This is a genomic window from Methylocystis sp. SC2 (genome assembly GCF_000304315.1).
Taxonomy (GTDB): domain Bacteria; phylum Pseudomonadota; class Alphaproteobacteria; order Rhizobiales; family Beijerinckiaceae; genus Methylocystis.
The window spans coordinates 2,871,067-2,893,638 of sequence record NC_018485.1; the positions used below are offsets into that span (position 1 = coordinate 2,871,067).

General features: G+C 63.4%; 24 protein-coding genes. 18 read left to right on the forward strand and 6 right to left on the reverse strand.

The genetic code is table 11. The features are described from left to right. The first annotated feature begins 3 nt into the window (after window positions 1–3). From mtoX to dapE, 16 genes are all read left to right on the forward strand, one after another. Complete coding sequence (gene mtoX / locus BN69_RS13945) at window positions 4–1,287, forward strand: methanethiol oxidase (protein WP_014892272.1); 1,284 nt, start codon at window positions 4–6, stop codon at window positions 1,285–1,287. Next, window positions 1,284–1,967: an SCO family protein gene (locus BN69_RS13950; RefSeq protein ID WP_014892273.1), complete on the forward strand. Its 684-nt coding sequence runs from the start codon at window positions 1,284–1,286 to the stop codon at window positions 1,965–1,967. Before mtoX ends, BN69_RS13950 begins: the two co-directional genes overlap by 4 nt. Continuing rightward, the gene (locus tag BN69_RS13955) at window positions 1,964–3,124 is read left to right on the forward strand and encodes a cytochrome-c peroxidase (RefSeq protein WP_014892274.1); all 1,161 of its coding nucleotides are present in this window, start codon (window positions 1,964–1,966) and stop codon (window positions 3,122–3,124) included. The genes BN69_RS13950 and BN69_RS13955 overlap by 4 nt, the downstream gene beginning before the upstream one ends. Before the next feature lie 278 nt (window positions 3,125–3,402). Next, the gene (gene rpmH / locus BN69_RS18890; RefSeq protein WP_083858773.1) at window positions 3,403–3,537 is read left to right on the forward strand and encodes a 50S ribosomal protein L34; all 135 of its coding nucleotides are present in this window, start codon (window positions 3,403–3,405) and stop codon (window positions 3,535–3,537) included. A 32-nt stretch (window positions 3,538–3,569) separates the two neighbouring features. After that, window positions 3,570–3,995: a ribonuclease P protein component gene (gene rnpA / locus BN69_RS13960; RefSeq protein WP_014892276.1), complete on the forward strand. Its 426-nt coding sequence runs from the start codon at window positions 3,570–3,572 to the stop codon at window positions 3,993–3,995. After that, complete coding sequence (gene yidC / locus BN69_RS13965) at window positions 3,992–5,773, forward strand: membrane protein insertase YidC (RefSeq protein WP_014892277.1); 1,782 nt, start codon at window positions 3,992–3,994, stop codon at window positions 5,771–5,773. Before rnpA ends, yidC begins: the two co-directional genes overlap by 4 nt. Window positions 5,774–5,847: 74 nt before the next feature. Continuing rightward, window positions 5,848–6,510 (forward strand): ribosome biogenesis GTP-binding protein YihA/YsxC, encoded by a 663-nt coding sequence (gene yihA, locus BN69_RS13970; protein WP_014892278.1) that lies wholly within the window; start codon window positions 5,848–5,850, stop codon window positions 6,508–6,510. 198 nt (window positions 6,511–6,708) lie between these two features. Further along, window positions 6,709–7,575 (forward strand): acetylglutamate kinase, encoded by an 867-nt coding sequence (argB, locus tag BN69_RS13975; RefSeq protein WP_014892279.1) that lies wholly within the window; start codon window positions 6,709–6,711, stop codon window positions 7,573–7,575. A 174-nt stretch (window positions 7,576–7,749) separates the two neighbouring features. Further along, the gene (locus BN69_RS13980; RefSeq protein ID WP_014892280.1) at window positions 7,750–8,445 is read left to right on the forward strand and encodes an NAD-dependent deacylase; all 696 of its coding nucleotides are present in this window, start codon (window positions 7,750–7,752) and stop codon (window positions 8,443–8,445) included. A 115-nt stretch (window positions 8,446–8,560) separates the two neighbouring features. Further along, entirely contained in the window at window positions 8,561–9,262 is a 702-nt protein-coding gene (locus BN69_RS13985) for a pyrimidine 5'-nucleotidase (protein WP_014892281.1), read from the forward strand. A gap of 69 nt (window positions 9,263–9,331) precedes the next feature. After that, on the forward strand, window positions 9,332–10,303 hold the full coding sequence (locus tag BN69_RS13990; RefSeq protein WP_014892282.1) for a DUF4238 domain-containing protein: 972 nt from the start codon (window positions 9,332–9,334) through the stop codon (window positions 10,301–10,303). 443 nt (window positions 10,304–10,746) lie between these two features. Next, complete coding sequence (gene dapD / locus BN69_RS14000; protein ID WP_014892284.1) at window positions 10,747–11,604, forward strand: 2,3,4,5-tetrahydropyridine-2,6-dicarboxylate N-succinyltransferase; 858 nt, start codon at window positions 10,747–10,749, stop codon at window positions 11,602–11,604. Continuing rightward, window positions 11,604–12,083 carry a hypothetical protein gene (locus BN69_RS14005; RefSeq protein WP_014892285.1) on the forward strand — a complete coding sequence of 160 codons (480 nt, stop codon included), beginning with the start codon at window positions 11,604–11,606 and terminating at the stop codon, window positions 12,081–12,083. Before dapD ends, BN69_RS14005 begins: the two co-directional genes overlap by 1 nt. A 72-nt stretch (window positions 12,084–12,155) precedes the next feature. Further along, entirely contained in the window at window positions 12,156–12,383 is a 228-nt protein-coding gene (locus BN69_RS14010) for a DUF1902 domain-containing protein (RefSeq protein ID WP_041927400.1), read from the forward strand. Continuing rightward, on the forward strand, window positions 12,383–12,577 hold the full coding sequence (locus BN69_RS14015) for a type II toxin-antitoxin system HicA family toxin (RefSeq protein WP_014892287.1): 195 nt from the start codon (window positions 12,383–12,385) through the stop codon (window positions 12,575–12,577). The genes BN69_RS14010 and BN69_RS14015 overlap by 1 nt, the downstream gene beginning before the upstream one ends. Before the next feature lies 1 nt (window position 12,578). Next, window positions 12,579–13,748: a succinyl-diaminopimelate desuccinylase gene (gene dapE, locus BN69_RS14020; RefSeq protein WP_014892288.1), complete on the forward strand. Its 1,170-nt coding sequence runs from the start codon at window positions 12,579–12,581 to the stop codon at window positions 13,746–13,748. Here dapE and BN69_RS14025 read toward each other — a convergent pair. From BN69_RS14025 to BN69_RS14035, 3 genes are all read right to left on the reverse strand, one after another. Further along, window positions 13,711–14,166, reverse strand: coding sequence for a protein tyrosine phosphatase family protein (locus BN69_RS14025; RefSeq protein ID WP_158491323.1), 456 nt, complete (start codon window positions 14,164–14,166; stop codon window positions 13,711–13,713). The genes dapE and BN69_RS14025 overlap by 38 nt on opposite strands. A 36-nt stretch (window positions 14,167–14,202) precedes the next feature. Then, window positions 14,203–15,420, reverse strand: coding sequence for an LL-diaminopimelate aminotransferase (locus tag BN69_RS14030; RefSeq protein WP_014892290.1), 1,218 nt, complete (start codon window positions 15,418–15,420; stop codon window positions 14,203–14,205). A 203-nt stretch (window positions 15,421–15,623) separates the two neighbouring features. Continuing rightward, window positions 15,624–16,619 (reverse strand): L,D-transpeptidase, encoded by a 996-nt coding sequence (locus BN69_RS14035; RefSeq protein WP_014892291.1) that lies wholly within the window; start codon window positions 16,617–16,619, stop codon window positions 15,624–15,626. 364 nt (window positions 16,620–16,983) lie between these two features. Between BN69_RS14035 and BN69_RS14040 the strand changes: the two genes are divergently transcribed. Then, a complete protein-coding gene (locus tag BN69_RS14040) occupies window positions 16,984–18,009 on the forward strand; it encodes a GlxA family transcriptional regulator (protein WP_014892292.1) in 1,026 nt (341 codons plus the stop codon). 189 nt (window positions 18,010–18,198) lie between these two features. Beyond that, on the forward strand, window positions 18,199–20,043 hold the full coding sequence (locus BN69_RS14045; RefSeq protein WP_148277126.1) for an enoyl-CoA hydratase-related protein: 1,845 nt from the start codon (window positions 18,199–18,201) through the stop codon (window positions 20,041–20,043). Between the two features lie 269 nt (window positions 20,044–20,312). Here the strand turns inward: BN69_RS14045 and BN69_RS18895 are convergent, their stop codons facing one another. The 3 genes from BN69_RS18895 to BN69_RS18555 all read right to left on the reverse strand — a co-directional run bounded on the left by BN69_RS18895 (window position 20,313) and on the right by BN69_RS18555 (window position 22,563). Then, on the reverse strand, window positions 20,313–20,669 hold the full coding sequence (locus BN69_RS18895; RefSeq protein WP_014892294.1) for a hypothetical protein: 357 nt from the start codon (window positions 20,667–20,669) through the stop codon (window positions 20,313–20,315). A 274-nt stretch (window positions 20,670–20,943) separates the two neighbouring features. After that, window positions 20,944–21,834 carry a tRNA nucleotidyltransferase/poly(A) polymerase-related protein gene (locus BN69_RS14050; RefSeq protein WP_244434959.1) on the reverse strand — a complete coding sequence of 297 codons (891 nt, stop codon included), beginning with the start codon at window positions 21,832–21,834 and terminating at the stop codon, window positions 20,944–20,946. 375 nt (window positions 21,835–22,209) lie between these two features. Continuing rightward, a complete protein-coding gene (locus BN69_RS18555; protein ID WP_014892297.1) occupies window positions 22,210–22,563 on the reverse strand; it encodes a hypothetical protein in 354 nt (117 codons plus the stop codon). Window positions 22,564–22,572: the final 9 nt, after the last annotated feature.

The following is a 22,572-nucleotide window of genomic DNA, read 5'->3' on the forward strand; positions in this document are numbered from 1 at the left end:
TGAATGAAACGCTTGCCGTTGCGCGCAGCAGTGTGCGCGCTTGTCTCCGCCTGGGCGCTTGCGCCAGCTGTCGCGGATGAGACCTGCAATTCGCCCTTCATGAGCGGGCTGATCAAGGGACAGGAGCAATATCTCCACGTCTGGACGCTCGGCGAGAAGGGCGTCGGCGATGGATCCGACAAGCTCGTCACGATCGACGTCATTCCCGGCTCCGCAACCTACGGAAAGGTGATTCACACGATCGCCGTCGGCGGGCGCGGGGAAGCGCATCACATGGGATTCACCGACGATCGCAAATATCTCTGGGCGGGCCGTCTCGACGACAGCAAGATTTTCATTTTCGACGTCGGCTCCGATCCCTCGAGCCCGAAGCTCGTCAAGACCATCGACAATCTCGCCGAGAGCACGGGCTATGTCGGACCGCACACATTCTACGCGCTGCCCGGCCGCATGCTGGTGCAGGCGCTGTCGAACAAGAAGGATCACGGCGGCGTCACCGGCTTGATCACCTACAACAACGCCGGCGAACTCGTCGCGACGACGCCGATGCCGCTCACTGACGGCGGCGACGGCTATGGCTACGACATCGCCATCAATCCCGCCCAGAACCGCATGCTGACGTCGAGCTTCACCGGCTGGACCAATTACATGATGGATCTTTCCCAGCTCATCCAAGACGATTCCGCAATGAAGAATTTCGGGAACACGATGGTGATGTGGGACCTGAAGGCGATGAAGCCTCTAAGGGTGTTTTCCGTTCCCGGCGCGCCGCTCGAAATACGCTGGGCGCTGAAGCCGGGCGCCAATTGGGCGATCACCGCCGGCGCGCTCACCTCGAAACTCTACCTGATCAAAGAGGACGACAAGCACGCGTGGCAGGCGAAGGCCGTCGCCGACATCGGCGATCCAGCCAAAATTCCCTTGCCCGTCGACATCTCGATTTCGTCCGACGCGTCGTCGCTCTGGGTCAACACCTTCATGGACGGAACGGCGCGGCTCTTCGATCTTTCCGATCCGGAAGCGCCCAAACAGGTCTATGCGAAAAAGATCGGCGCGCAGGTGAACATGGTTTCGCAAAGCTGGGACGGGAAGCGCGTTTATTTCACGACCTCGCTGCTCGCCAATTGGGACAAGAAGGGCGCCGACAACGAGCAGTTCCTCAAGGGCTACTCATGGGACGGGAAGGAGCTTCGGGAAGATTTCGTCGTCGACTTCCACAAGGAGGGACTCGGCCGCGCGCATCATATGAAATTCACCGCGCGCGCCCAGAAGGCCGAGTTGCCGTGAGCGCAAGCTGCAACATCGCGAGGGGGGCGGTCGCCGTCGCCCTCGCGCTCGCCGCGCCATCGGCCTTTGCAGCGGACCCGGCGGTCACAAGACTGCCGGCGCCCGGAAGCTATGCGCTGCATCCGATCCAGCGCGCGCCGGAGGCCCTGCTCCTCGATACGCAAGGCGAGCGGACGCCGCTTTCCGCTTACACGCGGGGCGCAGTGACGGCGCTCGGCTTCTTCTATTCGCGCTGCGCCGATCCTCTCGGCTGCCCTGTCGCCTGGTCGACTTTCGAGGCGGCGCGAAAAGAGGCCGAAACCGATCCGTTGCTGAAGGGGAGGCTGCGTCTCGTCTTCATCAGCCTCGATCCGACGCGCGACACGCCATCCGTCATGCGCATGCTGGAGACGGAAGAGAAAGGCGGCGACGTCCCCTGGGTCTTTCTGACCGGCGCGAGCGAAGGCGAGATGACGCCGCTCTTGGCCGCCGTGGGACAGGACATCGCCCATGTGAGGGATCGCGCCGGCAGGCGCACGGGCGCGATCAATCATATGCTGAAAGTGTTCTTGATCGATCCCGAAGGCTGGGTCCGCGAGATTTACAGCACGGCGTTCCTGACGCCGGATGGCCTGCTCAATGACGCGCGCACGCTCGCAATGGAATTTCCCGGCGCCAGCAACGCGGTCGCCGTGAGGTGAGCTTCGCGCCCTTCGCCATCCGTAGGCGCGCGGCGACGACGCCGTCCCGGAGTCCCCCGCCCGCGACGCCAGGCGTCGGAGCCGCCCTACGAGGGGGAGGCTTCGCGCGGGTCCTGCAGGCGCTCGCGTTGCTGGTCTGCGTCGGCCACGCCGCAGCGGAGGACATCAAATCGCCGTTGGGGCTTCCTCCCGTTGCCGTAACGGTCGCGGGAACGCCCGCCATGCGCAGGCTCGGCGAGAAACTGTTCTTCGACCGCGGCCTTTCCGCGAACGGCACATTGTCCTGCGCCATGTGCCACATTCCCGCGCAGGGCTTCGCCTCCAACCAAAGCGCGCTCTCGATCGGCATGGAGGGGCGGTCGCTGCGGCGCAACGCGCCCTCGCTCTATAATGTCGCTTTCAAGAAATTCCTGTTTCACGACGGCCGCGAGACCGATCTTGCCGCGCAGGTCTGGGGGCCGCTGCTCGCGGCCGACGAGATGGGCAATCCCGGGATCGGTCCGCTTGTCGAGCGGCTTCGCGCCGACGCCGATTATGGGCCGTTGTTCGAGGCGGCCTTTCCGGGCGAGGGCGCGACGATGATGACGCTCGGGCGCGCCATCGCCGCCTATGAAGCTTCGCTGCTGCGCGGCGGCGGGCGTTTCGATCGCGCCGTCTATGGCGGCGAACGCGCGGCGCTGACGCCTCAGGAGTGGAAGGGCTACGAGCTTTTCACCGGCAAGGCCGGCTGCGCCGCCTGCCATGCGATTGGACCCGAGGCGGCGCTTTTTACGGATCAGTCCTGGCACAACACAGGCGTCGCGTTTCGGACCGGGCAGGCGGGCGGCAAAAGGCTGGTGCAGCTCGCGCCCGGCGTGCTCCAAACTGTCGACCTCGCGGCGGTCGGCCTCGCTCAGACCGGCGAGCCGAAGGACGTCGGCCGTTTCGAGATCACCAATGCGCCCGCGGATCGCTGGGCCTATACGACGCCGATGCTGCGCGGCGTCAGCGAGAGTGCGCCCTATATGCACGACGGAAGCTTGAGGACCCTTGCCGAGGTGATCGAGTTCTACGATCGCGGCGGGGGAGCCAATCCGTCGCTCGACCCGAAAATCCGCCCTCTGGGTCTGACCGCGCAGGAAAAAGCGGCGCTCGTCGCCTTTCTCGAGGCGCTTTGAGATCCGATTCCCCGCTCGTTGGTCTCGGCGGGTTTGGCCTGTTTTGGACGGGCGCAGGCGCAAAACGCCCGCGACAAACATTGACTTGAACGCGCGCTTTCTCCTATATGCCTGCGATCGGCGCCGCTCCAAAAGGGGCGGCGAATGTTTTGTGACGGCTGTGCGTCGTCGCGGGCGCCGAAACTTTTTTGAGCCTTCTGCGGCGCGGCCGCCGACGGCGACAGACGAGACGAGCGCGGGAGCTGGGCGCAAGCCCCTTTCGCCAGCGGAGAAGAACGGTGAAACGGACATTTCAGCCCAGCAAGATTGTGCGCAAGCGTCGTCACGGCTTTCGCGCCCGCATGGCCACGGTCGGCGGCCGCAACGTCATCGCCGCGCGTCGCGCCCGCGGACGCAAGCGTCTCTCGGCCTGATCCGGCTCAATGCGGACGAGGCGGATGACTGCATGAAGGCGCAAGTCCCCGCCGAAGATGAGAAATCCCCGCGCCCGGAGACTCTGCGCCGGCGCGCGGATTTCGTGCGCGCGGCGCGCGGCGCGCGCGTCGCCCTGCCCGCCTTCACGGTGCAGATGGCCCCGCGGGAGATCAGCGACTCGCATGCGCCGGCCCGTTTCGGCCTCACCGTCACGCGGAAGGTCGCCGGGGCGGTGGGCCGCAACCGCATTCGCCGTAGGCTGCGCGAGGCGCTGCGGCTCGGCGGCGCCCTTGGCGCGAAGCCGGGTCGCGATTACGTCTTCGTCGCGCGGCCCGTGTCCCTCTCCGCGCCATTCGCCGAACTGCTCGCGCAGATGACTGAAGGACTCGCCAGATTGAACGATCGCGGCGCGGCGCATCCGAGACGCAAACAGGAAGACAGGCTTACGCGGCCATGAGTGAAAACGTTAAGAACATGATCCTCGCCGCGGCGCTGTCGCTGGTCTTCATCGGCCTGTGGGACTATTTTTACGCCTTCCCCGAGATCGACAAGCAGCGCCGGGCGCAGACGCAGCAGGAGCGTCTGGCGCAGGTTCCCAAGCTCGGCGCGCCCGAGCAGAAGACGGCGGCCGCGCCGCCCGTTAAGGTCGCGCCCAAGACCCGCGCCGAAGCGCTGGCGCTGAGCCCGCGAATCGCCATCGACACCCGATCAATCTCCGGCTCGATCGCGCTGAAGGGCGGGCGCATCGACGACGTCTCCTTGAAGAATTATCGCGAGACCGTCGACCCCTCGAGCCCGATCATCACGCTGCTCTCGCCCGAAGACGGGCCCAGCCCCTATTACGCGGAGCTCGGCTATCTGACCGCCGAAACGGAAAATGCGCCGGTTCTGCCGACCACCGAGACGCTTTGGACCGCGGATGCCGACGTGCTGACGACGGCAAAGCCGGTGACGCTGACCTGGGACAATGGCCGCGGCCTCGTTTTCAAGCGCGTCATCTCGGTCGACGACGAATATCTCTTCACCGTCAAGGACAGCGTCGAAAACAAGGCGGCCAATCCCATCACGCTTTTTAACTACGCGCGCGTGAGCCGCGTCGGCCACCCGCCATCCGCGGGCTATGCGGCGTTGCACGAAGGCTTCGTCGGCGTCGTCGGCGATGCGGGACAGGAAGTCACCTACGACAAGATCGAGAAGGAAGACAACGCGGTCAAGATCTTCAAGGGGGTCGGCGGCTGGGTTGGGCTGACGGACAAATATTGGGCGGCCGTCGTCGCGCCCGACCAGAACCTGCCCATGGAGGCGCGTTACGCCTCGATGGGCGGCGCGGTGAAAACCTACCAGGCCGATACGGTCAGCGACCAGAAGACGGTCGAGCCCGGGAAATCGGCGGAGGCGACGACCTATGTCTTCGCCGGCGCCAAAGTCGTCGACGTGCTCGACGCCTATAAGACGAGTCCTGGCCTGAAACGCTTCGATCTTCTGATCGACTGGGGATGGTTCTACTTCATCACCCGGCCGATGTTCCGGCTGATCGACTTTCTCTATAAGCTCCTAGGCAATTTCGGCCTCGCCATTCTGGCGGTGACCGTTATCGTCAAGCTCGCCTTCCTGCCGCTCGCCAACAAAAGCTATCAGTCGATCGCCAAAATGAAGGCGATTCAGCCAAGGATCAAAGAGCTGAAGGAAAAATACGGCGACGACAAGCACAAGTTCAACATGGAGCAGATGGAGCTCTTCAAGCGGGAGAAGGTTAACCCCGCGAGCGGCTGTCTGCCGGTGATCGTGCAGATCCCGGTGTTCTTCTCGCTCTATAAGGTGCTGGTCGTGACGATCGAAATGCGTCACGCGCCGTTCTTCGGCTGGATCAAGGACCTTTCGGCGCCCGACCCGACCAACGTCTTCAACCTGTTCGGGGTGCTGCCCTTCGACCCGACGCATGTCGCGATCTTCGGCCCCTATCTCGCGCTCGGCGTCTGGCCGCTGCTGATGGGCGTCTCGATGTGGCTGCAGATGAAGATGAATCCGGAGCCCGCCGACGAGATTCAGAAGACGATGTTCGCCTGGATGCCGGTGATCTTCACCTTCACCATGGGCGGCTTCGCCTCCGGCCTGCTGATCTACTGGACGTGGAACAATCTCCTGTCCATCGTGCAGCAGGGCGTCATCATGAAGCGCGCCGGCGTGAAGTTCGAGTTCTGGGACAATCTGCGCAAGACGTTTCAGCGGGCCTAGGGACGGCAGTCGGGCTTAGGCGGTCGGCAGTAGACAAGCCGACTGCCGATTGCCGAACGCCGACTGCCGATCTCATGCAAGAAACAGCCGAGACCGACTTCACCGAGCAGGGCCGCCTCCTTTTCGCCGGCCCCTGCGACTTCATTTTCGCGAGCGCCAAGGCGAGCGATCTGCCGGTCATCGGCCCGCCGGAGATCGCCTTCGCCGGGCGCTCCAACGTCGGCAAATCCTCGCTGCTCAACGCCCTGACGAAGCGCAAGACGCTCGCCCGCGTCTCCAACACGCCGGGGCGCACGCAGCAGCTCAACTTCTTTGCGCTCGGCGGCGGGCCGGACGCGGAGCGGCTGCGCCTCGTCGACATGCCCGGCTACGGCTATGCGGCCGTCGGCAAGGAAAAGGTCGCGAACTGGTCGCAGCTGATGCGCGACTATCTGAGGGGGAGAGCCAGCCTCGCCCGCGTCTTCGTGCTCGTCGATGGGCGCCGCGGCGTGAAGCCTCTCGACGAAGAGATGTTCGATCTCCTCGATCAGTCGGCCGTCTCCTATCAGGTCATTCTGACCAAGCATGACGAATTGAAGATGGCCGAGCGCGCGGACGTCATCGCCGCGACGACGAAAGCGCTGGAGAAGCGCCCGGCCGCCTTTCCTGAAGTGATTTTCACCTCGGCGCACAGCGGCGAGGGGATTCCCGAACTTCGCGGCGCCGTGGCGCGGCTTCTTTCCGAACGAAACGCTTGAATGCGACGGGCGCGGCGGGCTAGTTGGGCGCATAACCCTCTCCCGTGGGGAGAGGGTGGCCGCGAAGCGGCCGGGTGAGGGGCGCCCCTCGCTTCGGCCGGCGCAGCGTATGTGCAACAAGAATTCATCCCCTCACCCCGGTCCTCCGGACCGACCCTCTCTCTTTAGAGAGAGGGTGGCGCCCCGCGAGGCTCCATGATGACCGACGCCGTTGACACCGCGCTCCAGCAAGCCCGCATTCTCATGCAGGCGCTGCCGCATATGCTGCGCTACGACGACGCCATCGTCGTGGTGAAATACGGCGGCCACGCCATGGGCGACGATCAGGTGGCGCGCGATTTTTCCCGCGACATGGTGCTGCTCGAACAGTCCGGGGTGAATCCTGTCGTCGTGCATGGCGGCGGGCCGCAAATCGGCGCGATGCTGAAGCGGCTCGGCGTCGAGTCGCGCTTCGCCGACGGCCTGCGCATCACCGACGAAGAGACGATGGACGTTGTCGAAATGGTGCTCGCGGGCTCCATCAACAAGCAGATCGTCGGCTACATCAATTCGGAAGGCGGACGCGCCATCGGGCTGACCGGCAAGGACGGCCGCATGGTCACCGCCAAGAAGCTCGAGCGCCCCGACGGCGTCGACCTCGGCTTTGTCGGCGAACCCGACAAGGTCGACACGACGGTGCTCGATCAGGTGCTGGGTCGCGAGCTCATTCCGGTGCTGGCGCCCGTCGCCGAAGGCCCGCGCGGCGAGAGCTATAACGTCAACGCCGACACCTTCGCCGGCGCGATCGCCGGCGCGCTTCACGCCAAGCGCCTCATCTTCCTCACCGACGTGCCGGGCGTGCTCGACAAGGATAAGCAGATCATCCAAGAGCTGAAGGTCGGCGACATTCCCGGCCTCATCGCTGAGGGCGTGATCACCGGCGGCATGATTCCGAAGGTCGAGACCTGCATGTACGCCATCGAGCGCGGCGTCGAGGGCGTCGTCATTCTCGACGGGAAACTGCCGCACGCCGTGCTGATCGAATTGCTGACCGATCACGGCGCGGGAACGCTGATCACAAGGTGACGAACGAAGCCCTCATCCGTCGCCACTGCGTGGCGACACCTTCTCCCGCTTGCGGGAGAAGGAAGAACGGCGACGCTTCGCCATTGCGTTTGCGGCGATGATTGGCGCTTGCCCTTCTCCCGCTTGCGGGAGAAGGTGGCCCTCGCGTAGCGAGGGTCGGATGAGGGCCATTCAGTGAACCTCTTCATCCTCACCGGCGCGGGCGTCTCCGCCGAAAGCGGCCTCGGCGTCTTTCGCGGGACGGGCGCGGCGCTGTGGAAGCGCTACGATCCGATGCAGCTCGCGACGCCCGAAGCCTTCATGCGCGATCCGGCGCTGGTGCATGAGTTCTATAATGCGCGTCGGCGCAATCTCATCGCCGCTGCGTCAAACGCCGCACATATTGCGCTGGCGCGGCTCGAGGCGGGGCTCGCGCAGCGCGGCGACTCAATGACTTTGGTGACGCAGAATATCGACGATCTGCATGAGCGCGCCGGTTCGAAGCGCGTCATTCATATGCACGGCGAATTGCTCAAGGCGCGCTGCGCCTCATGCGGCGCGGTGCGCGATTGCCGGGAAGAGCTGTCGACCGATTCGCGCTGCGGCTGCGATGGCGCGTTGCGGCCGCATGTCGTTTGGTTCGGCGAGACGCCGCTCTATATGGAAGAGATCTATGCGGCGCTGGAGAGGGCGGATCGCTTCGTCGCCATCGGCACGTCGGGCGCGGTCTATCCGGCGGCGGGCTTCGTGCGCGAGGCGCGCGCAAGAGGTCTGCGCTGCTGCGAGGTCAATCTCGAACCCTCGGAGAACGCCGCCCAATTCGACGAGCGGCGCTATGGCCGCGCCAGCGAGATCGTTCCGTCATGGGTCGAGGAGATACTAGCGCGATGAATCAGCGTCATTCCCGACGCGCGAGGCGCGATCGGGAATTCAGGGCAGCCACAACGATCGCTCGCCTTGCACTGGATTCCCGCTTCCGCGGGAATGACCTGCGGCGACTGATGCAATGACCAAACTCTCGCCCGAGACATCGCGCTTCGCCGAGATCGACACCTGGGTGTTCGATCTCGACAATACGCTCTATCCGCAGACCGCCGACCTCTGGCCCAAGATCGACGCGCGCATCACGCTGTTCATGATGCGGCTGTTCGGCCTCGACGCCATTTCGCTGCGCGCCTTGCAGAAACACTATTATCGACAGTACGGCACGACGCTGCGCGGGCTGATGACCGAACATGGGATCGACGCCGAGGCCTATCTGGCCTTTGTGCACGACATCGACCGCTCGTCGCTGGCGCATAATCATTCGCTGGCGGAGGCGATCGCCGCGCTGCCCGGACGCAAGCTCATCCTCACCAATGGCTCGCGCCATCACGCCGTCGAAACCGCGAAGCAGCTCGGCATCGACCATGTTTTTGAGGATATTTTCGACATCATCGCCGCCGAGTTCATCGCCAAGCCGGATGAGGGCGCCTATATGCGCTTTTTCGAGAAGCTGAAGATCGAACCCACGCGCGCCGCGATCTTCGAGGACATCGACCGCAATCTCGTCGTGCCGCATGCGCGCGGCATGACGACGGTTCTGGTGCTGCCGGCCCATGACGAAGGTCCCGAGCGCGAAGCCTGGGAGATCGCCACCGGCGACGAGCCGCATGTGGATTTCGTCACGGATGATTTGGTGGGATTTTTGGAGGGGTTGGTAGGATAGTGTCGCCTGCACCCATCGTATGCCGACTCTAGCAAAAAAACGTCCTCAGGTCAGATAATAGCTATTCGTATGTCGACCGCTCGCCGCCACCACTATATTCCGCGCTTTTATTTGAAAGGCTTCAGCAAGCCCCGCAAACGTGGACGCGAGCATTATGTGCACGTCTATGAACGTGGGGGGAGGACCTATCAATCGAATATCACCGGTGTCGCTGTCGAATACGACTTCAACACCATCTCTGTAGATGGGCACTCGCCCGATGCCTTTGAGAAAGGTATGGCGGCATTTGAGGCTGAAGTAGCGCCGGCGCTTTTCCGCCTGCTCGAAACCGGGAGGTTCCAGAATGACGAGGACCGTATCCTTGTTATGAACCTAATAGGTACAATGGCAATGCGTAATCCACGCTTGCGTGAAGTGTGGCGTGATTTTCACGAAAGAGTTTCTTACGTGATTCTCGATATCTTGACGGCTAACAAGGATAGATGGGAACGACACCTGGAAAAAATGAAAAGAGATGGATACGAACCGGGGCATGAGGTTCCTTATGATAACGTCCGCAAGATGGTCGAGGAGAAGGGATTCAAACTGGAATTGCAGAACGAAGCTCATATTAAAATGGAGGTACATAGTTTAGATACTTTGTTACCGCTCCTTATTTGCAGGAAATGGATGATCTTGAGAGCTCCTTTGGCATCGCCGGGATTCCTTACATCTGACGATCCCGTCTGCTTGACGTTGGACGACCCCGAATTTCGGGGTGGTCTATATCGACCTGGCTTCGGGCTCCGCAACACGTCGGTAACTGTGCCCTTAGGACGACATCTCGCAATTGTTGGCAAATTCGAGGGACAAGAGGAGTGCCTACCAATAAACGAAAAGGGAGTTGCACATGTGAATTCGATTATCATCGCGCACTCGGATAGGCGCGTATTCGCAGCAGACAATCATTTCTTTTACATGAGTGGAATGGACGAAGAGCTAAGGCCAGCCTCGAAGTTACCGACCGACGCGCATTTTCGTCCGCGAAAGAAAAACTCTTAGCTAAGCCAACAGCGCTCTTGCCTTCGCGAGCGCCAACGCCACTTCCACCTTCGTCGCTGCGCCTTTCTTCTTGCCTTGCGCGCGCGCCAATCGAGACTCTTCACCTGATCGGCGAGCGCGGCGGAGGGCTTCGCGCCCGCGAGCGCGACTTCGAACGGATAGCTTTTCGCCGCGGCGCTGGCGCACTGTTTCCGCGTCATGGCCGGGCTTGTCCCGGCCATCCACGTCGGGACGTCGCGCCAATGCCGCGGGACTTGCGTCACGGCGCCGCGTGGATGCCCGGCACAAGGCCGGGCATGACGCGGAGAGGGCGCGCCATGTTTCTCTTCATTGCGCGACCATCATCATCGCCTGTGGTCCGGCCATCCGCGCCCCGTGTTGAACTCCCCTCGCCATAGTCTTACAACCGCGCCAGCCTTCACCGCATCATTTTCGGGAATTTCATGCCGCACACGGGACTTGAGACGCTCATCACCGCCGCTTTCGAGGATCGCGCCAATATCACCGCCGAGACCCAGGGCGACATCCGCCGCGCCGTCGACAGCGCGCTGCGTCTGCTCGACGCAGGCAAGCTGCGCGTCGCCGAAAAGATCGAAGGCATGGAAGGCGCTGAAAGCTGGCAGGTCAATCAATGGCTGAAAAAGGCCGTGCTGCTGTCCTTCCGCCTCAATGACATGGCGGTGATCGCCGGCGGGCCGGGCGGCGCGACCTGGTGGGACAAGGTCCCCTCGAAATTCGTCGGCTGGGGCGCGGCCGAACATGGCGCTGCGGGTTTTCGCTCCGTGCCCGGCGCGATCGTGCGCCACTCCGCCTATGTGGCGCCCGGCGCGATATTGATGCCCTCCTTCGTCAATCTCGGCGCCTATGTCGACAGCGGCACGATGGTCGACACCTGGGTCACCGTCGGCTCCTGCGCGCAGATCGGCAAGAATGTGCATCTTTCCGGCGGCGTCGGCATTGGCGGCGTGCTGGAGCCGCTGCAGGCGAACCCGACCATCATCGAGGATGATTGCTTCATCGGCGCGCGCTCCGAGGTCGTCGAAGGCGTTATCGTCGGCAAGGGTTCGGTGCTGTCGATGGGCGTTTTCATCGGCGCCTCGACCAAGATCATCGACCGCGCCACCGGAAAGATCCATGTCGGCTATGTGCCGCCCTATTCGGTGGTCGTCTCCGGCAGTCTGCCGGGCAAGCCCTTGCCGGACGGGACGCCTGGCCCGTCGCTCTATTGCGCAGTGATCGTCAAGACGGTCGACGCGCAGACGCGCAGCAAGACGGGCATCAACGAGCTCTTGAGGGATTGATGGACGCGGAGCGCCTGCGCTTTCTCTATCAAACGGAACAGGGCCGGATCGACCGCGCGACCTGGCGGCGCGGCGCCGGCGCGCTCGTCGCCGTTCTCTTGCCGCTGACGCTGATCTGGTTCGCGCTTGCGCCCTATTCGGTCCACGATCTGGCGACGACGCCCTTCTTCGCGCCGATGACGATCCTCGCCTATGCCTATGTCATCTTTTACGCCTTCGCCGTGATGTTGATCGTCGTGAGCTTCATCAATCTTTCGGCCAAGCGCTGTCGCGACCGCGGCCTCAACCCGCCGCTCGGCCTCGCGAGCCTCGCGCCGCTTCTTGCATTGCTTGCCGGCGCCGCGCATTTTCTGCAGCCGCGCGTCGCCGAGGTCATGTCGCGCTGGTATGTCTGGGGCGTCGACGCGCTCTTTGTCGCCGCCGCTCTGTGGACCATCTATGAATTGGGTTGGCGGGAGGATGATGCCGCTGCGCAATGAGGAAACGTTCGTTCCGCTTGAGCGCTGCCGTCGTTACTTGACATATTGGTCGCTCCGACCGATTTTTCTCGCATGACCACGCCGATCCAGATTGACGCCCGCTGGGACGACGATGTGCACGTCTGGATCGCGACTAGCCGCGACGCGCCGGGACTGGTCGTCGAGGCGGCCTCCTGGCAGTCGATGATCGACGAAGTTCGCGCTGTCTTGCCTGAGTTGCTCGAGCTCGACGCGGCAGGCTTGCGGGAAGTTTCGCTTTCTTTTAAGGCGGAGACGCATCTCGCGCTCGCCGCCGGCTAATGGCCGAGTTCTATCCGCAGATCGTAGCGCTTCTTGTCGCCGCCGGGTGTAATTTGGTGCGCGCTGGCAAGGGCAGCCATGAGATCTGGCATAGTCCGATCACGAACCGGAATTTCACATTGCCTCGCACGACCAAATCGCGTCATACGGCGAATGAGGTCTTGAAACGGGCGGGGCTGCCGAAAGCCTTCTAGAATGACCGAATCCCGCGCTGTCGCGCTCACGCGCGAACTCATTCGCTGCCCGTCCGTGACGCCGGCCGACGCCGGCGCGCTCGACGTTGTCGAGAAGGCGCTGAAGTCGGCGGGATTCGAGACGCATCGCATCGTCTTCTCCGCGCCGGGCACGCCCGACATCGACAATCTCTTCGCCAAGATCGGATCAGGCGCGCCGCATCTCGCCTTCGCCGGCCATACCGACGTCGTGCCGCCGGGCGATCCCGCGCGCTGGCGCTTCGAACCCTTTTCGGCAGAAGTTTCCGACGGGCGCGTCTATGGCCGCGGCGCCTCCGACATGAAGGGCGCCATCGCCGCATTCGCCGCCGCGGCGCTCGCCTATGTCGAGCGGCGTGGCGCGCCGCACGGAACGCTCTCGCTGCTCATCACCGGCGATGAGGAGGGCGTGTCGATCAATGGCACGGTGAAGCTGATTGAATGGGCGGCGGCGCGCGGCGAGCGCTTCGATCACTGCATCGTCGGCGAGCCAAGCAACGCCTCGACGCTCGGCGACATGATCAAGATCGGCCGGCGCGGTTCGCTCAGCGGACGCATTCGCGTCATTGGCAAGCAGGGCCATGTCGCCTATCCGCAGCGCGCCGAAAATCCGGCGCCGATCATCGCGCGCATCGTCGCTGCGCTCTCCGGGCACGAGCTCGACAAGGGCACGACGCATTTCGAGCGCTCCAATCTCGAATTCTCGACGATCGACATCGGCAATCCGGCCGTCAACGTCATTCCCGGCGAAGCGCGCGCGCAGTTCAATATCCGCTTCAACGACGTCTGGACGCATGAGTCGCTGAAAGAGCGCATTCTGCAGGTGATCAAGGAAGCGGCGCCGACCGCGAATGTCGAAGTCGAATTCCCGCCGTCGAACGCCCACTCCTTCATCACCAAGCCCGGCCACTTCACCGAACTCGTGGCTGACGCCGTGCGGCAGGTGACGGGCCGGACGCCCGAACTCTCGACGACCGGCGGCACCTCCGATGCGCGCTTCATCGTCAATTATTGTCCGGTGCTGGAGTTCGGTCTCACCAATGAGACGATTCACGCCGTCGACGAGAACGCCCGCGTCGCCGATATCGACGGGCTCTGCGCAGTCTATGCGCGCATCATTGAGCGCTATTTCGAGCCCGCATCCGCTCGATGAAGGCGGCCCAAACCGGGTTGGGCGTCCATATTTTGTCGAGGTCGGCGCGGGCGCGCGCCTCTTCCATGCCTGCGCTGATTCGATAAAGATAGAGGAAAGCCGAGACCCGGTAGTTGGCGATGCAGTGGACATGCGTCGCTGAGTCGCCGGCGGCTTCAAAAACCGCGCGGAAGCGATCGAAATCCTCTTCTGTGGGATTTTGAAAGTCGACCGGAATATGCGTGTAGCGCAGGCCGAGCGCCGCCAGAATCTCGGCTTCGTTCTTGAGCGCCTTCTCACTGGTCGCGGGAGCGAGATTGATGATTTCGCGCACGCCAAGCGCGGCGATCTCATCGAACTGCGCTTGCGTCGGCTGGCCGGACGTGGTGGTGCGTTCATCGAGACGCAGCCAGTTATAGATGTCGTTGGGATCGGCCACTGGCGCTCTCACGCGTTGCGTTTCATTGCGACGGCGTCACCCCCGCGCGGCGAGCGGCACCACATTGTGGAGCTGCGTATCCGCCGATTCGAAGAAGCGGCGCAGGTTACGCGCCGCCTGGCGGATGCGCTGCTCATTCTCGACCAGCGCGAGCCGGACGAAACCCTCGCCATGTTCGCCGAAGCCCTCGCCCGGCGCGACCGCGACGTCGGCCTTCTCGATGAGGAGCTTTGAAAATTCGAGCGTCGAAATATTGCGGAAGCGCTCGGGCGCCGGCGCCCAGGCGAACATCGAGGCGCGCGGCGCCGGAATATGCCAGCCCGCCTGCGCGAAGCTCTCGACCATCACGTCGCGCCGCCGCTTGTAGATCGCGCGCATCTCGCGCACGCAATCGTCCGAGCCGTTGAGCGCCGCCGCCGCCGCCACCTGCACCGGGGTAAAGGCGCCATAGTCGAGATAGGACTTCACCCGCGCCAGCGCCGACAGCAGCCGCTCATTGCCGACGGCGAAGCCGATGCGCCAGCCGGCCATCGAGAAGGTCTTCGACATCGAGGTGAATTCGACCGTCACATCCATCGCGCCCGGCACCTGCAGCACGGACGGCGGCGGGTTGTCGTCGAAATAGACCTCGGCGTAGGCGAGGTCGGAGAGCACGAAAATTTCGTGCTTCTTCGCGAAGGCGACGAGGTCTCTGTAGAAGTCGAGCGAGGCCACCTCCGCCGTCGGGTTTGACGGAAAGCAAACGATGACCGCGATGGGCTTGGGAATCGAGTGGATGATCGCGCGCTCCAGCGCGACGAAATAGTCGGGCGTCGGCGCCGAGGGCACCGAGCGGATGACGCCGCCGGCCATCAGAAAGCCGAAGGCGTGGATCGGGTAGGAGGGATTCGGGACCAGCACCACGTCGCCCGGCGCGGTGATGGCCTGCGCCATATTGGCGAAGCCCTCCTTGGAGCCGAGCGTCGCGACGACCTGCGATTCGGGGTCGAGCGCCACGCCGAAGCGGCGCGCGTAATAGCCCGCCTGCGCCCGGCGCAGCCCGGCGATGCCCTTGGAGGCCGAATAGCGGTCGGTGCGCGGCTTGCCGGCGGTCTCGACGAGCTTGTCGATGACATGTTTGGGGGCGGGCAGGTCGGGATTGCCCATGCCGAGGTCGATGATGTCGGCGCCGCCGGCGCGGGCGCGCGCCTTGAGGCGGTTCACCTGCTCGAAGACATAAGGGGGCAGACGCTTGATGCGATAGAAATCCGACATACTGGCTTTGTTCCGGAAGGCGCGAAGCGGGAAGTCTAGCGCATTTTGGCGCGGGCGTCAGGGGCGGGCGCCAGGGCTCCTGGGCCGATCGGAGGGCTTCCTCATCCTGAGGAGCGTGCGCAGCACGCGTCTCGAAGGGCGAGGAAGCCCGTTTTCGCGTATTCTTCCTCACCCTTGTCCTTCGCCGACGTCCGACGCCCCCATCACTCCGTGGTGACGATGACGAAATCCTTGCCCGAGCGGCTGTCGGGCGACAGCGGCGCGTCGGTCAGCACCATGGTCATGCCGGGATGCATGCGCGCCTGCATCGCCGCGTTGAAAGACGGGTCGGCGCGAAGCCGCTGGATCACATCCTGGTCCGGCGCGAGCGTCGCATCCTCGTGATGATGCGTGATCGCGCTCCAATGCATGCCGCGCGAATTCTGGTCGGCGCCGTTCAGCACGAACACATGCGAGCCGAGCTTGTCGCCGCCCTCCAAGCCAAGGACGGATTTCGCCACCACATGGTCGTTCTCGATCAGCTCGATCACATGATCGGCGGATGAGGCGACGACGCTGGTGACGGGGAAATTCTCGGCTTCCGTCCAGTCGGAGGGATGTTTCTTGCCCTCGAGGCCCGAGAGCACCTGCTCGAACTCCTGTTCGGCATAGCCGCTGAGCACCATGCCGGGATGGGTCAGCTCCCAGGGGTCGGTATGGGCGCCGGCGATGATGACCGGCGTGCCGATATGGGTGACGCCGAACAGCAGTTCGGAGAATTTCGCCGGCAGCCGCACGCAGCCATGCGAGGCCGGATAGCCGGGAAGATTCCCGGCATGCAGCGCGACGCCCGACCAGGTGAGGCGGTTCATGTTCGGCATCGGCGCGTCGTCGTAGAGCGACGAGTGGTGATTGCGGTCCTTCTCCAGCACGACGAAGACGCCGGTCGGGGTCGTATGTCCGGGCTTGCCGGTCGAACAGGTGGAGGCGGCGATGCGGATGCCGTTGCGATAGACATGCACGCGCTGCTGGGGAAGCGACACGACGACGGAGACGGGTCCCTTCAAGGCGAGTTCGGGGCGCCAGATGAACTCGCCCGGCTTGAGCCGGCCGATCTCCGCCATCTTCTCGTCGCCGAACGCGCGGCGCCCGGCGATGACGGCGCTCGCCAGGAGCATCGCGCCCATAAATCTACGGCGGTTCGCTGCAATGATGGTCATGACATGCCCCCAAAAACATGGTCCCCCAAGGTCCACGCGTAACGAATTGCGGGTAGCACGGACAGCTAGGTTAACAAAGTGCGCCGGGGCACAGGCGATGCAACCGAGGCGATCGGAAAGGACGAGTCTGAAGCGGGGAAGCGTCGCGGGTTGCAAACCTCTCCCCATAAGCGGGCGAAGCGAGGGTGAGGGGCGGGGCGTGCAGCGGAACGGCCCGAAGGCTCCGAATCCGCACGTGGCGGAGGGCCCGCTGTGCTCCAAGGGCTGAAGCAGACGCCAGGGCCGCTTTAGGCCCCGACTTCTTGGCCGAAAACGAGGGTATTTTGTCCTTGCGGCGAGTCGAGGCCCGCGTGACGATCACGTCATGGAAAAGGCATTCTCCAAAAAGCGATCCCCTGAAGACGCTCGGTTCCGTCGGGTCGGGTTTTTAGTCTACCCCGATTGCCAGAGCCTAGATCTGTCAGGTCCATTCGAAACGTTCTATTGGGCCAACCTTATGTTGAGCGTGCTGAGAAAGCCGCCGACCTACCACTCCGTCGTGATCGCTCAAACGGCGGGACCTGTTCGGACGATGTCCGGACTGCAGATCATGGCCTCCCATAGCTACGGCGAGATGGTTGAGGGATTGGACACCTTAGTCGTTGTGGGTGGCACGGGTTGCGAAGCCGTCATCGAAGACTCTGCGCTCCTCGAATGGGTGCGGTCGATAGCGCCCAAGACGCGTCGGATCGTTTCGATTTGCACTGGCGCGTTTGTTCTAGCGCGAGCAGGCCTCTTGGACCGCAGGCGCGCGACAACGCACTGGACTTATGCAGACCGTCTGGCGAAGGCGTATCCCTCCATCGAAGTCGACGCGAGCCGCATCTTTGTCCGTGATGGGAATGTTTACACATCAGGAGGGATCACAGCAGGTATCGACCTAGCCCTATCTCTGGTGGAGGAGGATCTGGGTAGGGAAACGATGCTCGGCGTCGCACGCGCGCTGCTGGTATTCCCGAGGCGACCGGGCGGTCAATCGCAGTTCAAGGGGCACGCCGGCGTACTGGACAAGCCTTTACGAGCGGAGGTCAGCGAACTTCAGACATGGATGCTGGCTCATCCTGAAGCGGACCTGAGCGTCTCCGCGCTGGCGGATCGCATGGCGATGAGCGAGCGCAGTTTCTCGCGCCTGTTCCGCAATGAGACTGGTCAGACGCCCGCCGAATTCGCCGAACGAGCGCGCGCGGACGCGGCGCGCTCCAAGCTTGAGCACACGAATTCGTTGATCGAGGTGATTGCGATGGAATGCGGCTTCGGCAACGCCGAGAGAATGCGACGCACTTTTCAGCGCCTTTTCGACGCCAGTCCTGCCGATTACCGAGCGCGCTTCCGATCGACGCTAGACCCCTGACTTAGCCGCGTAACGGCGATTTCGGCGCAAAAAGCTTCATTCAAATTGAGCCAACGACAACATGGGAGGGACCCCGTGCGCATTCTCTTTTTGACTTCCGCACATAACAGCCTCAGCCAGCGGCTCTTTGTCGAACTCGCCGAACGAGGGCACGAGATTCGGGTGAGCGTTGTCGCCAGTGGCGCTGAGATGATCGAATCCGCCGAGCAGCACGCTCCGGATCTGATTGTCGCGCCGATGTTGAAGATCGCGATTCCAACGGAAGTTTATACCCGCACGAAATGTCTGATTGTGCATCCGGGCATCAAAGGCGACCGAGGACCGTCGTCGCTGGACTGGGCCATCACGACCCACGAAAAGTCATGGGGCGTCACCATTCTGGAAGCCGCTGAGGATTTCGACGCGGGGCCAATTTGGGCTTCTTTGGAATTTGCTCTCGATTCAGATCCGCCAAGCAAAAGCAGTCTCTATCGCGGCCCCGTGACTGAAGCCGCTCTGTGCGGCGTGCTCGAAGCGATCGCGCGGATCGAGAGGGGCGAAGTTCAGTCTGGAGGCTGGCGGCCGGAGCCCCTCTCCGAGGCGATGGCATACGCGCGAGGCCGTCTTCGCCCCTCGATGAAGCAGGCGGATCGCTCTATTGATTGGGAAAAGGACTCGGCGGCGACCGTTATCAGGAAGTTGCGCGCCGCGGACAGCGCTCCGGGCGTTTTGAGCAAGTTGCTGGGCATAGACTGCTTCCTTTTCGGCGCTCACGCAGAGGATCGCCTGAGAGGCGCGCCCGCTCAGATCCTCGCGCAGCGTGATGGCGCGATCTGCATCGGCGCCGTCGACGGCGCTGTTTGGATTTCCCATCTGAAGGCGAAGAGCGATCAGGCGCACAGTGACATTTGCCGCCTGGCTCAGATCGGCGCTGGCTGCGAACGATGCGCGGAAGAGTTCTGCGCCGCTGCTGGAATCAAGCTGCCCGCTACTCAGGTGTTGGGTCCGCTCCTTCGCGATACGCCCGACGCGCCACTGGCGATCGATGCGCCGGACGATCATCAGACGTATAGGGAAATCGTCTATCGCGAAGAAGACAAAGTCGGCTATCTCTCGTTTGATTTTTACAATGGCGCGATGAGCACGGCGCAATGCAAGCGTCTGCGCGACGCTTTCCTTTACGCCCGCTCGCGTCCCACCAGAGTCATCGTGCTGCTCGGCGGACGCGATTTCTGGTCGAACGGCATCCATTTGAACGTGATCGAAGCGAGCGCTGATCCGGCTCAAGAGTCGTGGCGAAACATCAACGCCATGGACGATCTGGTGCATGAAGTCATCAACACCATGTCGCATATCGTGATCGCGGGCATGCGCGGCAACGCCGGCGCAGGCGGCGCGATTCTAGCGTTGGCGGCCGATCAGGTTTTTGCGCGGCCCAACGTTGTTCTTAATCCTCACTACCGCAGCATGGGGGAGCTCTACGGTTCGGAATATTGGACCTATTTGCTCCCAAAGCGCGTTGGGCAAAAAAAAGCGCTGGAACTTACGCAGGGCTGCCAGCCTCTCGGCGCGCGGAAGGCTTGCGAGATCGGCTTTCTCGATGAGGTCTTCGGCGAAGAGATGGACATGTTTGAAAAAGAGCTGAGGCTGCGCGCCATGGCGCTGGCGCAGGGGCCCGATTACGCCGCGCGGCTGGTGAAAAAACTCCAGCGGCGGCTGGATGACGAATTGGCCAAACCACTGGCGAGTTATCGCGACGAGGAGCTCCAGTGGATGCGGGCGAATTTCTTTGGACCTGACCCCGCCTATCATGAGGCGCGTCGGCGCTTTGTCTTCAAGGGCGCCCCGCCGATGCGCGTCTCAAGCGAGCAGACTTCGGCGTTCCAGCGCGGCGACGCTAAATTGGCGCGTTGGAGAGAAGCGCGTCAGGCTGGAAATTGTGAAACGACCTTGGGGCAGTCGCTGGAGAATGACCGCGGGCCATTACATCTGGCCCGGGCGTGGACGGATCTGCTGCAGGTCACCATTCGGCGGCTCTTCGCACCGGCTCCATGACGCGAGGACGTGGAACGCCCGCGCGATCGCTGGCGCCACTCTAGGAGTCGTTCTCCGCAATGTCGGCGCGGGCCTTTCGCGCGATCTTCAGCAGCGCCGCCTTCGGGTAAGGCTTTCCCTCGCGGCCGGGGTTGGCGCAAAAATCGGGCGCAAAAATCGGGCGCAAGATCGCTGGCGCAGACAATGCTCAAACCGCTGCGCCGCGCCTCATATTGTAATGAAATACTGCGGCCGATGGCTTGTCTCGGCCGCAGGTTATTTACTACGCTCTATTCAACTATCCCGCGTGCACGGCCGCACGACACTGCGCAGGAACAACCTGTTCCGAGCCATCCGGGCTCGCGGAGCAGGCAGGTCTTCACGCCGGTCGCGCAATAATATCCTTCGCTCGCGACAGGCGCGGCAGCGGCTGCGCCGTAATAGCCGTACCCCGATGGATAGGCGGAGCCGTAATAGCCGTAGTTATAGGGGCTTGTTACCGCCGCGCCGACCGCCATGCCGTAGTAGCCGGGCGCCAAACCCCGACCACAGCGGTGCCATGCGGAAGCTGGGCTCGAAATCGACAGCATCGTGATTGAGATCGCGGCGGCGAGCGCCGCAGTCATGATCTTGCGTGAGGTCGTCATTGGCAAAACTCCTGGGCCGGGCTCAGCCAGGCCCGTGTTGGACACAACCCCAACGCCCACCCTTATAACGCCAGCCCCGCTTTGCTTGTTCCCGCCCATCAGGGCGCGGAACGCAACGGCGGGGTGGCGCGTTGGACGCCAACGCTTGCGCCAGCCTCATTTCAAAAATTGGCGTGACGCCCGGTCCGCAAGCAATGTCCGCAAGCAATGTCCGCAAGCAATGTCCGCAAGCGATGTCCGCAAGCGATGTCCGCTCTTGGCGCTGCTGAGAAAACTACCCCACCTCGCTCGCCCAGCGCTCCGAGCGAAACGCCCGCGCGATCGCCTCGGCGCGGGCGCTCTGGCGCGCCTCAAGGTCATTCTCCGCAATTTCGGCGCAGGCCTTGAGCGCGATCTCCAGCAGCGCCGCCTTGGGGTAAGGCTGGCCCTCGCGGCCTTCATGGGCGCAAAAATCGCTGGCGCAGACCATCATCAAGTCGCGAAATCGCTCCGGCGCGTCGAACGCCCCCAAGCGTTCGAGCATCAAGGCGACAGGGCCGGCGCGCATTTTCGAAACGCGATGCACGCGTTCGCACTCAGCAAGCGCCAGCAGGGCGAGAGCCTTACATTCCGCCGGCGGGCGAAAGCGCGCGCAGATCTCCTCGATGCGCGGGCGCCCGCGCTCGACATGGCGGTAATGCACGGGAAGATGTTCGCGCGGCGAATCCGACTTGCCGACATTCATCGCCAGCAGCGCGAAGCGCACGGGCAGGGATGCGCCGCGTTTGCCCGCCGCATCGAGCGATCGCATCAGATGTTCGCCGAGATCGACTTCGTCCTCGCCATCGGAAATCTGCGGCACGCCAAACAGCGATGCGACTTCGGGGAGGATTTCGACGAGCGCGCCGCAGCCGCGCAGCGTCTTGATCAGTTTCGACGGCGCCGGGCTCATCAGCCCGCGCGCCAGCTCCGGCCATATCCGCGCGGGGTCGGCGTCGACGAGATGGCCGGCCTCGACCTGTTCAAACAACAGATCGAGCGTTTCCTCGTCCGGCTCGTCCTCGGCTTCGGCGAGCAACGCCGCCATGCGCAGAATGGCGAGGCCGGGGTCGGTTTGTCCGTAGTCGAACAGGGAGTCGGGTCCAAAGGCCATGGCGAAGCCTCGTCGAAGGGTTTTGTGCGACATGCAAGGCTCTTGCCGCGCGCCCCCGCCGCAGGGTTCCCGCGCCAGCGCCGCCGCGCATCAAAACTTGTGCAGATGCGAAAGCAGCGGTGGGGCCGAACCGCGCCCTGTTGCAAACTGCCAAGGTTAAATTTTTACCGATGGAGTTTGCAGATGCTTCTCGAAAAATCGGTCGTGCGCGCGGCAAGGGGCGCGGGAGCGCCCGTGGATTTCTCCGGCGACTAGAAAAAAAGAACTCGGCTCGATCGCCACCTTCGTTCAGGAGGGCGACGCTCTATCAGGCAAATATGTGAGCGCGGTGAGCGAGGGCGGCGCGTCCGCGACCGGCGTTCTCAGCGGATTCGTCGATGGCGATCTGATTTCCTTCGTCGTGCGCTGCTAACGGGCGGGCTTGGCCGGCGCGTCGGGCGTGGCGACGCGGCCCCCCCGGCGCCGGTTCTCGGCCGCCGCCGCTTCGAGCCCCGCGCCCATGGCGCGCAGATCTGCAGCCGACTTGCGCTTTGGATCTTTGACCGGCGTCGGGTCGAAGGCGCGATACTGCAACTGCTCGGACCGCGAGTTGCGCACGAAATCCTGCGCCGGCGGCGGCGGGGTGCGCAAACCGGTCGCGTCGAAGAGCCGCCCGATGAAGGCGCCGCCGCTCGAGGGCGCGTCCTGCGCCCGCGCGGCGCCGGCGGCGAGGCCGAGGAATGCTAACGTCAGTCCACAGCGAATAAATGAAGAGGTCGGCATGGAGCATAA

Excerpts from the sequence above, each read along its gene's own strand:
- BN69_RS14010 (WP_041927400.1), top strand. The coding sequence starts at position 12,156 with ATGACCACGCCGATCCAGATTGACGCCCGCTGGGACGACGATGTGCAC.
- BN69_RS14030 (WP_014892290.1), bottom strand. The coding sequence starts at position 15,420 with ATGTCGGATTTCTATCGCATCAAGCGTCTGCCCCCTTATGTCTTCGAG.
- argB (WP_014892279.1), top strand. The coding sequence starts at position 6,709 with ATGACCGACGCCGTTGACACCGCGCTCCAGCAAGCCCGCATTCTCATG.
- BN69_RS18895 (WP_014892294.1), bottom strand. The coding sequence starts at position 20,669 with ATGACGACCTCACGCAAGATCATGACTGCGGCGCTCGCCGCCGCGATC.
- rnpA (WP_014892276.1), top strand. The coding sequence starts at position 3,570 with ATGAAGGCGCAAGTCCCCGCCGAAGATGAGAAATCCCCGCGCCCGGAG.
- BN69_RS13985 (WP_014892281.1), top strand. The coding sequence starts at position 8,561 with ATGACCAAACTCTCGCCCGAGACATCGCGCTTCGCCGAGATCGACACC.
- BN69_RS14015 (WP_014892287.1), top strand. The coding sequence starts at position 12,383 with ATGGCCGAGTTCTATCCGCAGATCGTAGCGCTTCTTGTCGCCGCCGGG.
- BN69_RS14005 (WP_014892285.1), top strand. The coding sequence starts at position 11,604 with ATGGACGCGGAGCGCCTGCGCTTTCTCTATCAAACGGAACAGGGCCGG.
- BN69_RS13990 (WP_014892282.1), top strand. The coding sequence starts at position 9,332 with ATGTCGACCGCTCGCCGCCACCACTATATTCCGCGCTTTTATTTGAAA.
- BN69_RS14050 (WP_244434959.1), bottom strand. The coding sequence starts at position 21,834 with ATGTCGCACAAAACCCTTCGACGAGGCTTCGCCATGGCCTTTGGACCC.
- yidC (WP_014892277.1), top strand. The coding sequence starts at position 3,992 with ATGAGTGAAAACGTTAAGAACATGATCCTCGCCGCGGCGCTGTCGCTG.
- BN69_RS18555 (WP_014892297.1), bottom strand. The coding sequence starts at position 22,563 with ATGCCGACCTCTTCATTTATTCGCTGTGGACTGACGTTAGCATTCCTC.
- dapE (WP_014892288.1), top strand. The coding sequence starts at position 12,579 with ATGACCGAATCCCGCGCTGTCGCGCTCACGCGCGAACTCATTCGCTGC.
- BN69_RS14045 (WP_148277126.1), top strand. The coding sequence starts at position 18,199 with ATGATCGAATCCGCCGAGCAGCACGCTCCGGATCTGATTGTCGCGCCG.
- BN69_RS14040 (WP_014892292.1), top strand. The coding sequence starts at position 16,984 with ATGGAAAAGGCATTCTCCAAAAAGCGATCCCCTGAAGACGCTCGGTTC.
- BN69_RS14035 (WP_014892291.1), bottom strand. The coding sequence starts at position 16,619 with ATGACCATCATTGCAGCGAACCGCCGTAGATTTATGGGCGCGATGCTC.
- dapD (WP_014892284.1), top strand. The coding sequence starts at position 10,747 with ATGCCGCACACGGGACTTGAGACGCTCATCACCGCCGCTTTCGAGGAT.
- mtoX (WP_014892272.1), top strand. The coding sequence starts at position 4 with ATGAAACGCTTGCCGTTGCGCGCAGCAGTGTGCGCGCTTGTCTCCGCC.
- yihA (WP_014892278.1), top strand. The coding sequence starts at position 5,848 with ATGCAAGAAACAGCCGAGACCGACTTCACCGAGCAGGGCCGCCTCCTT.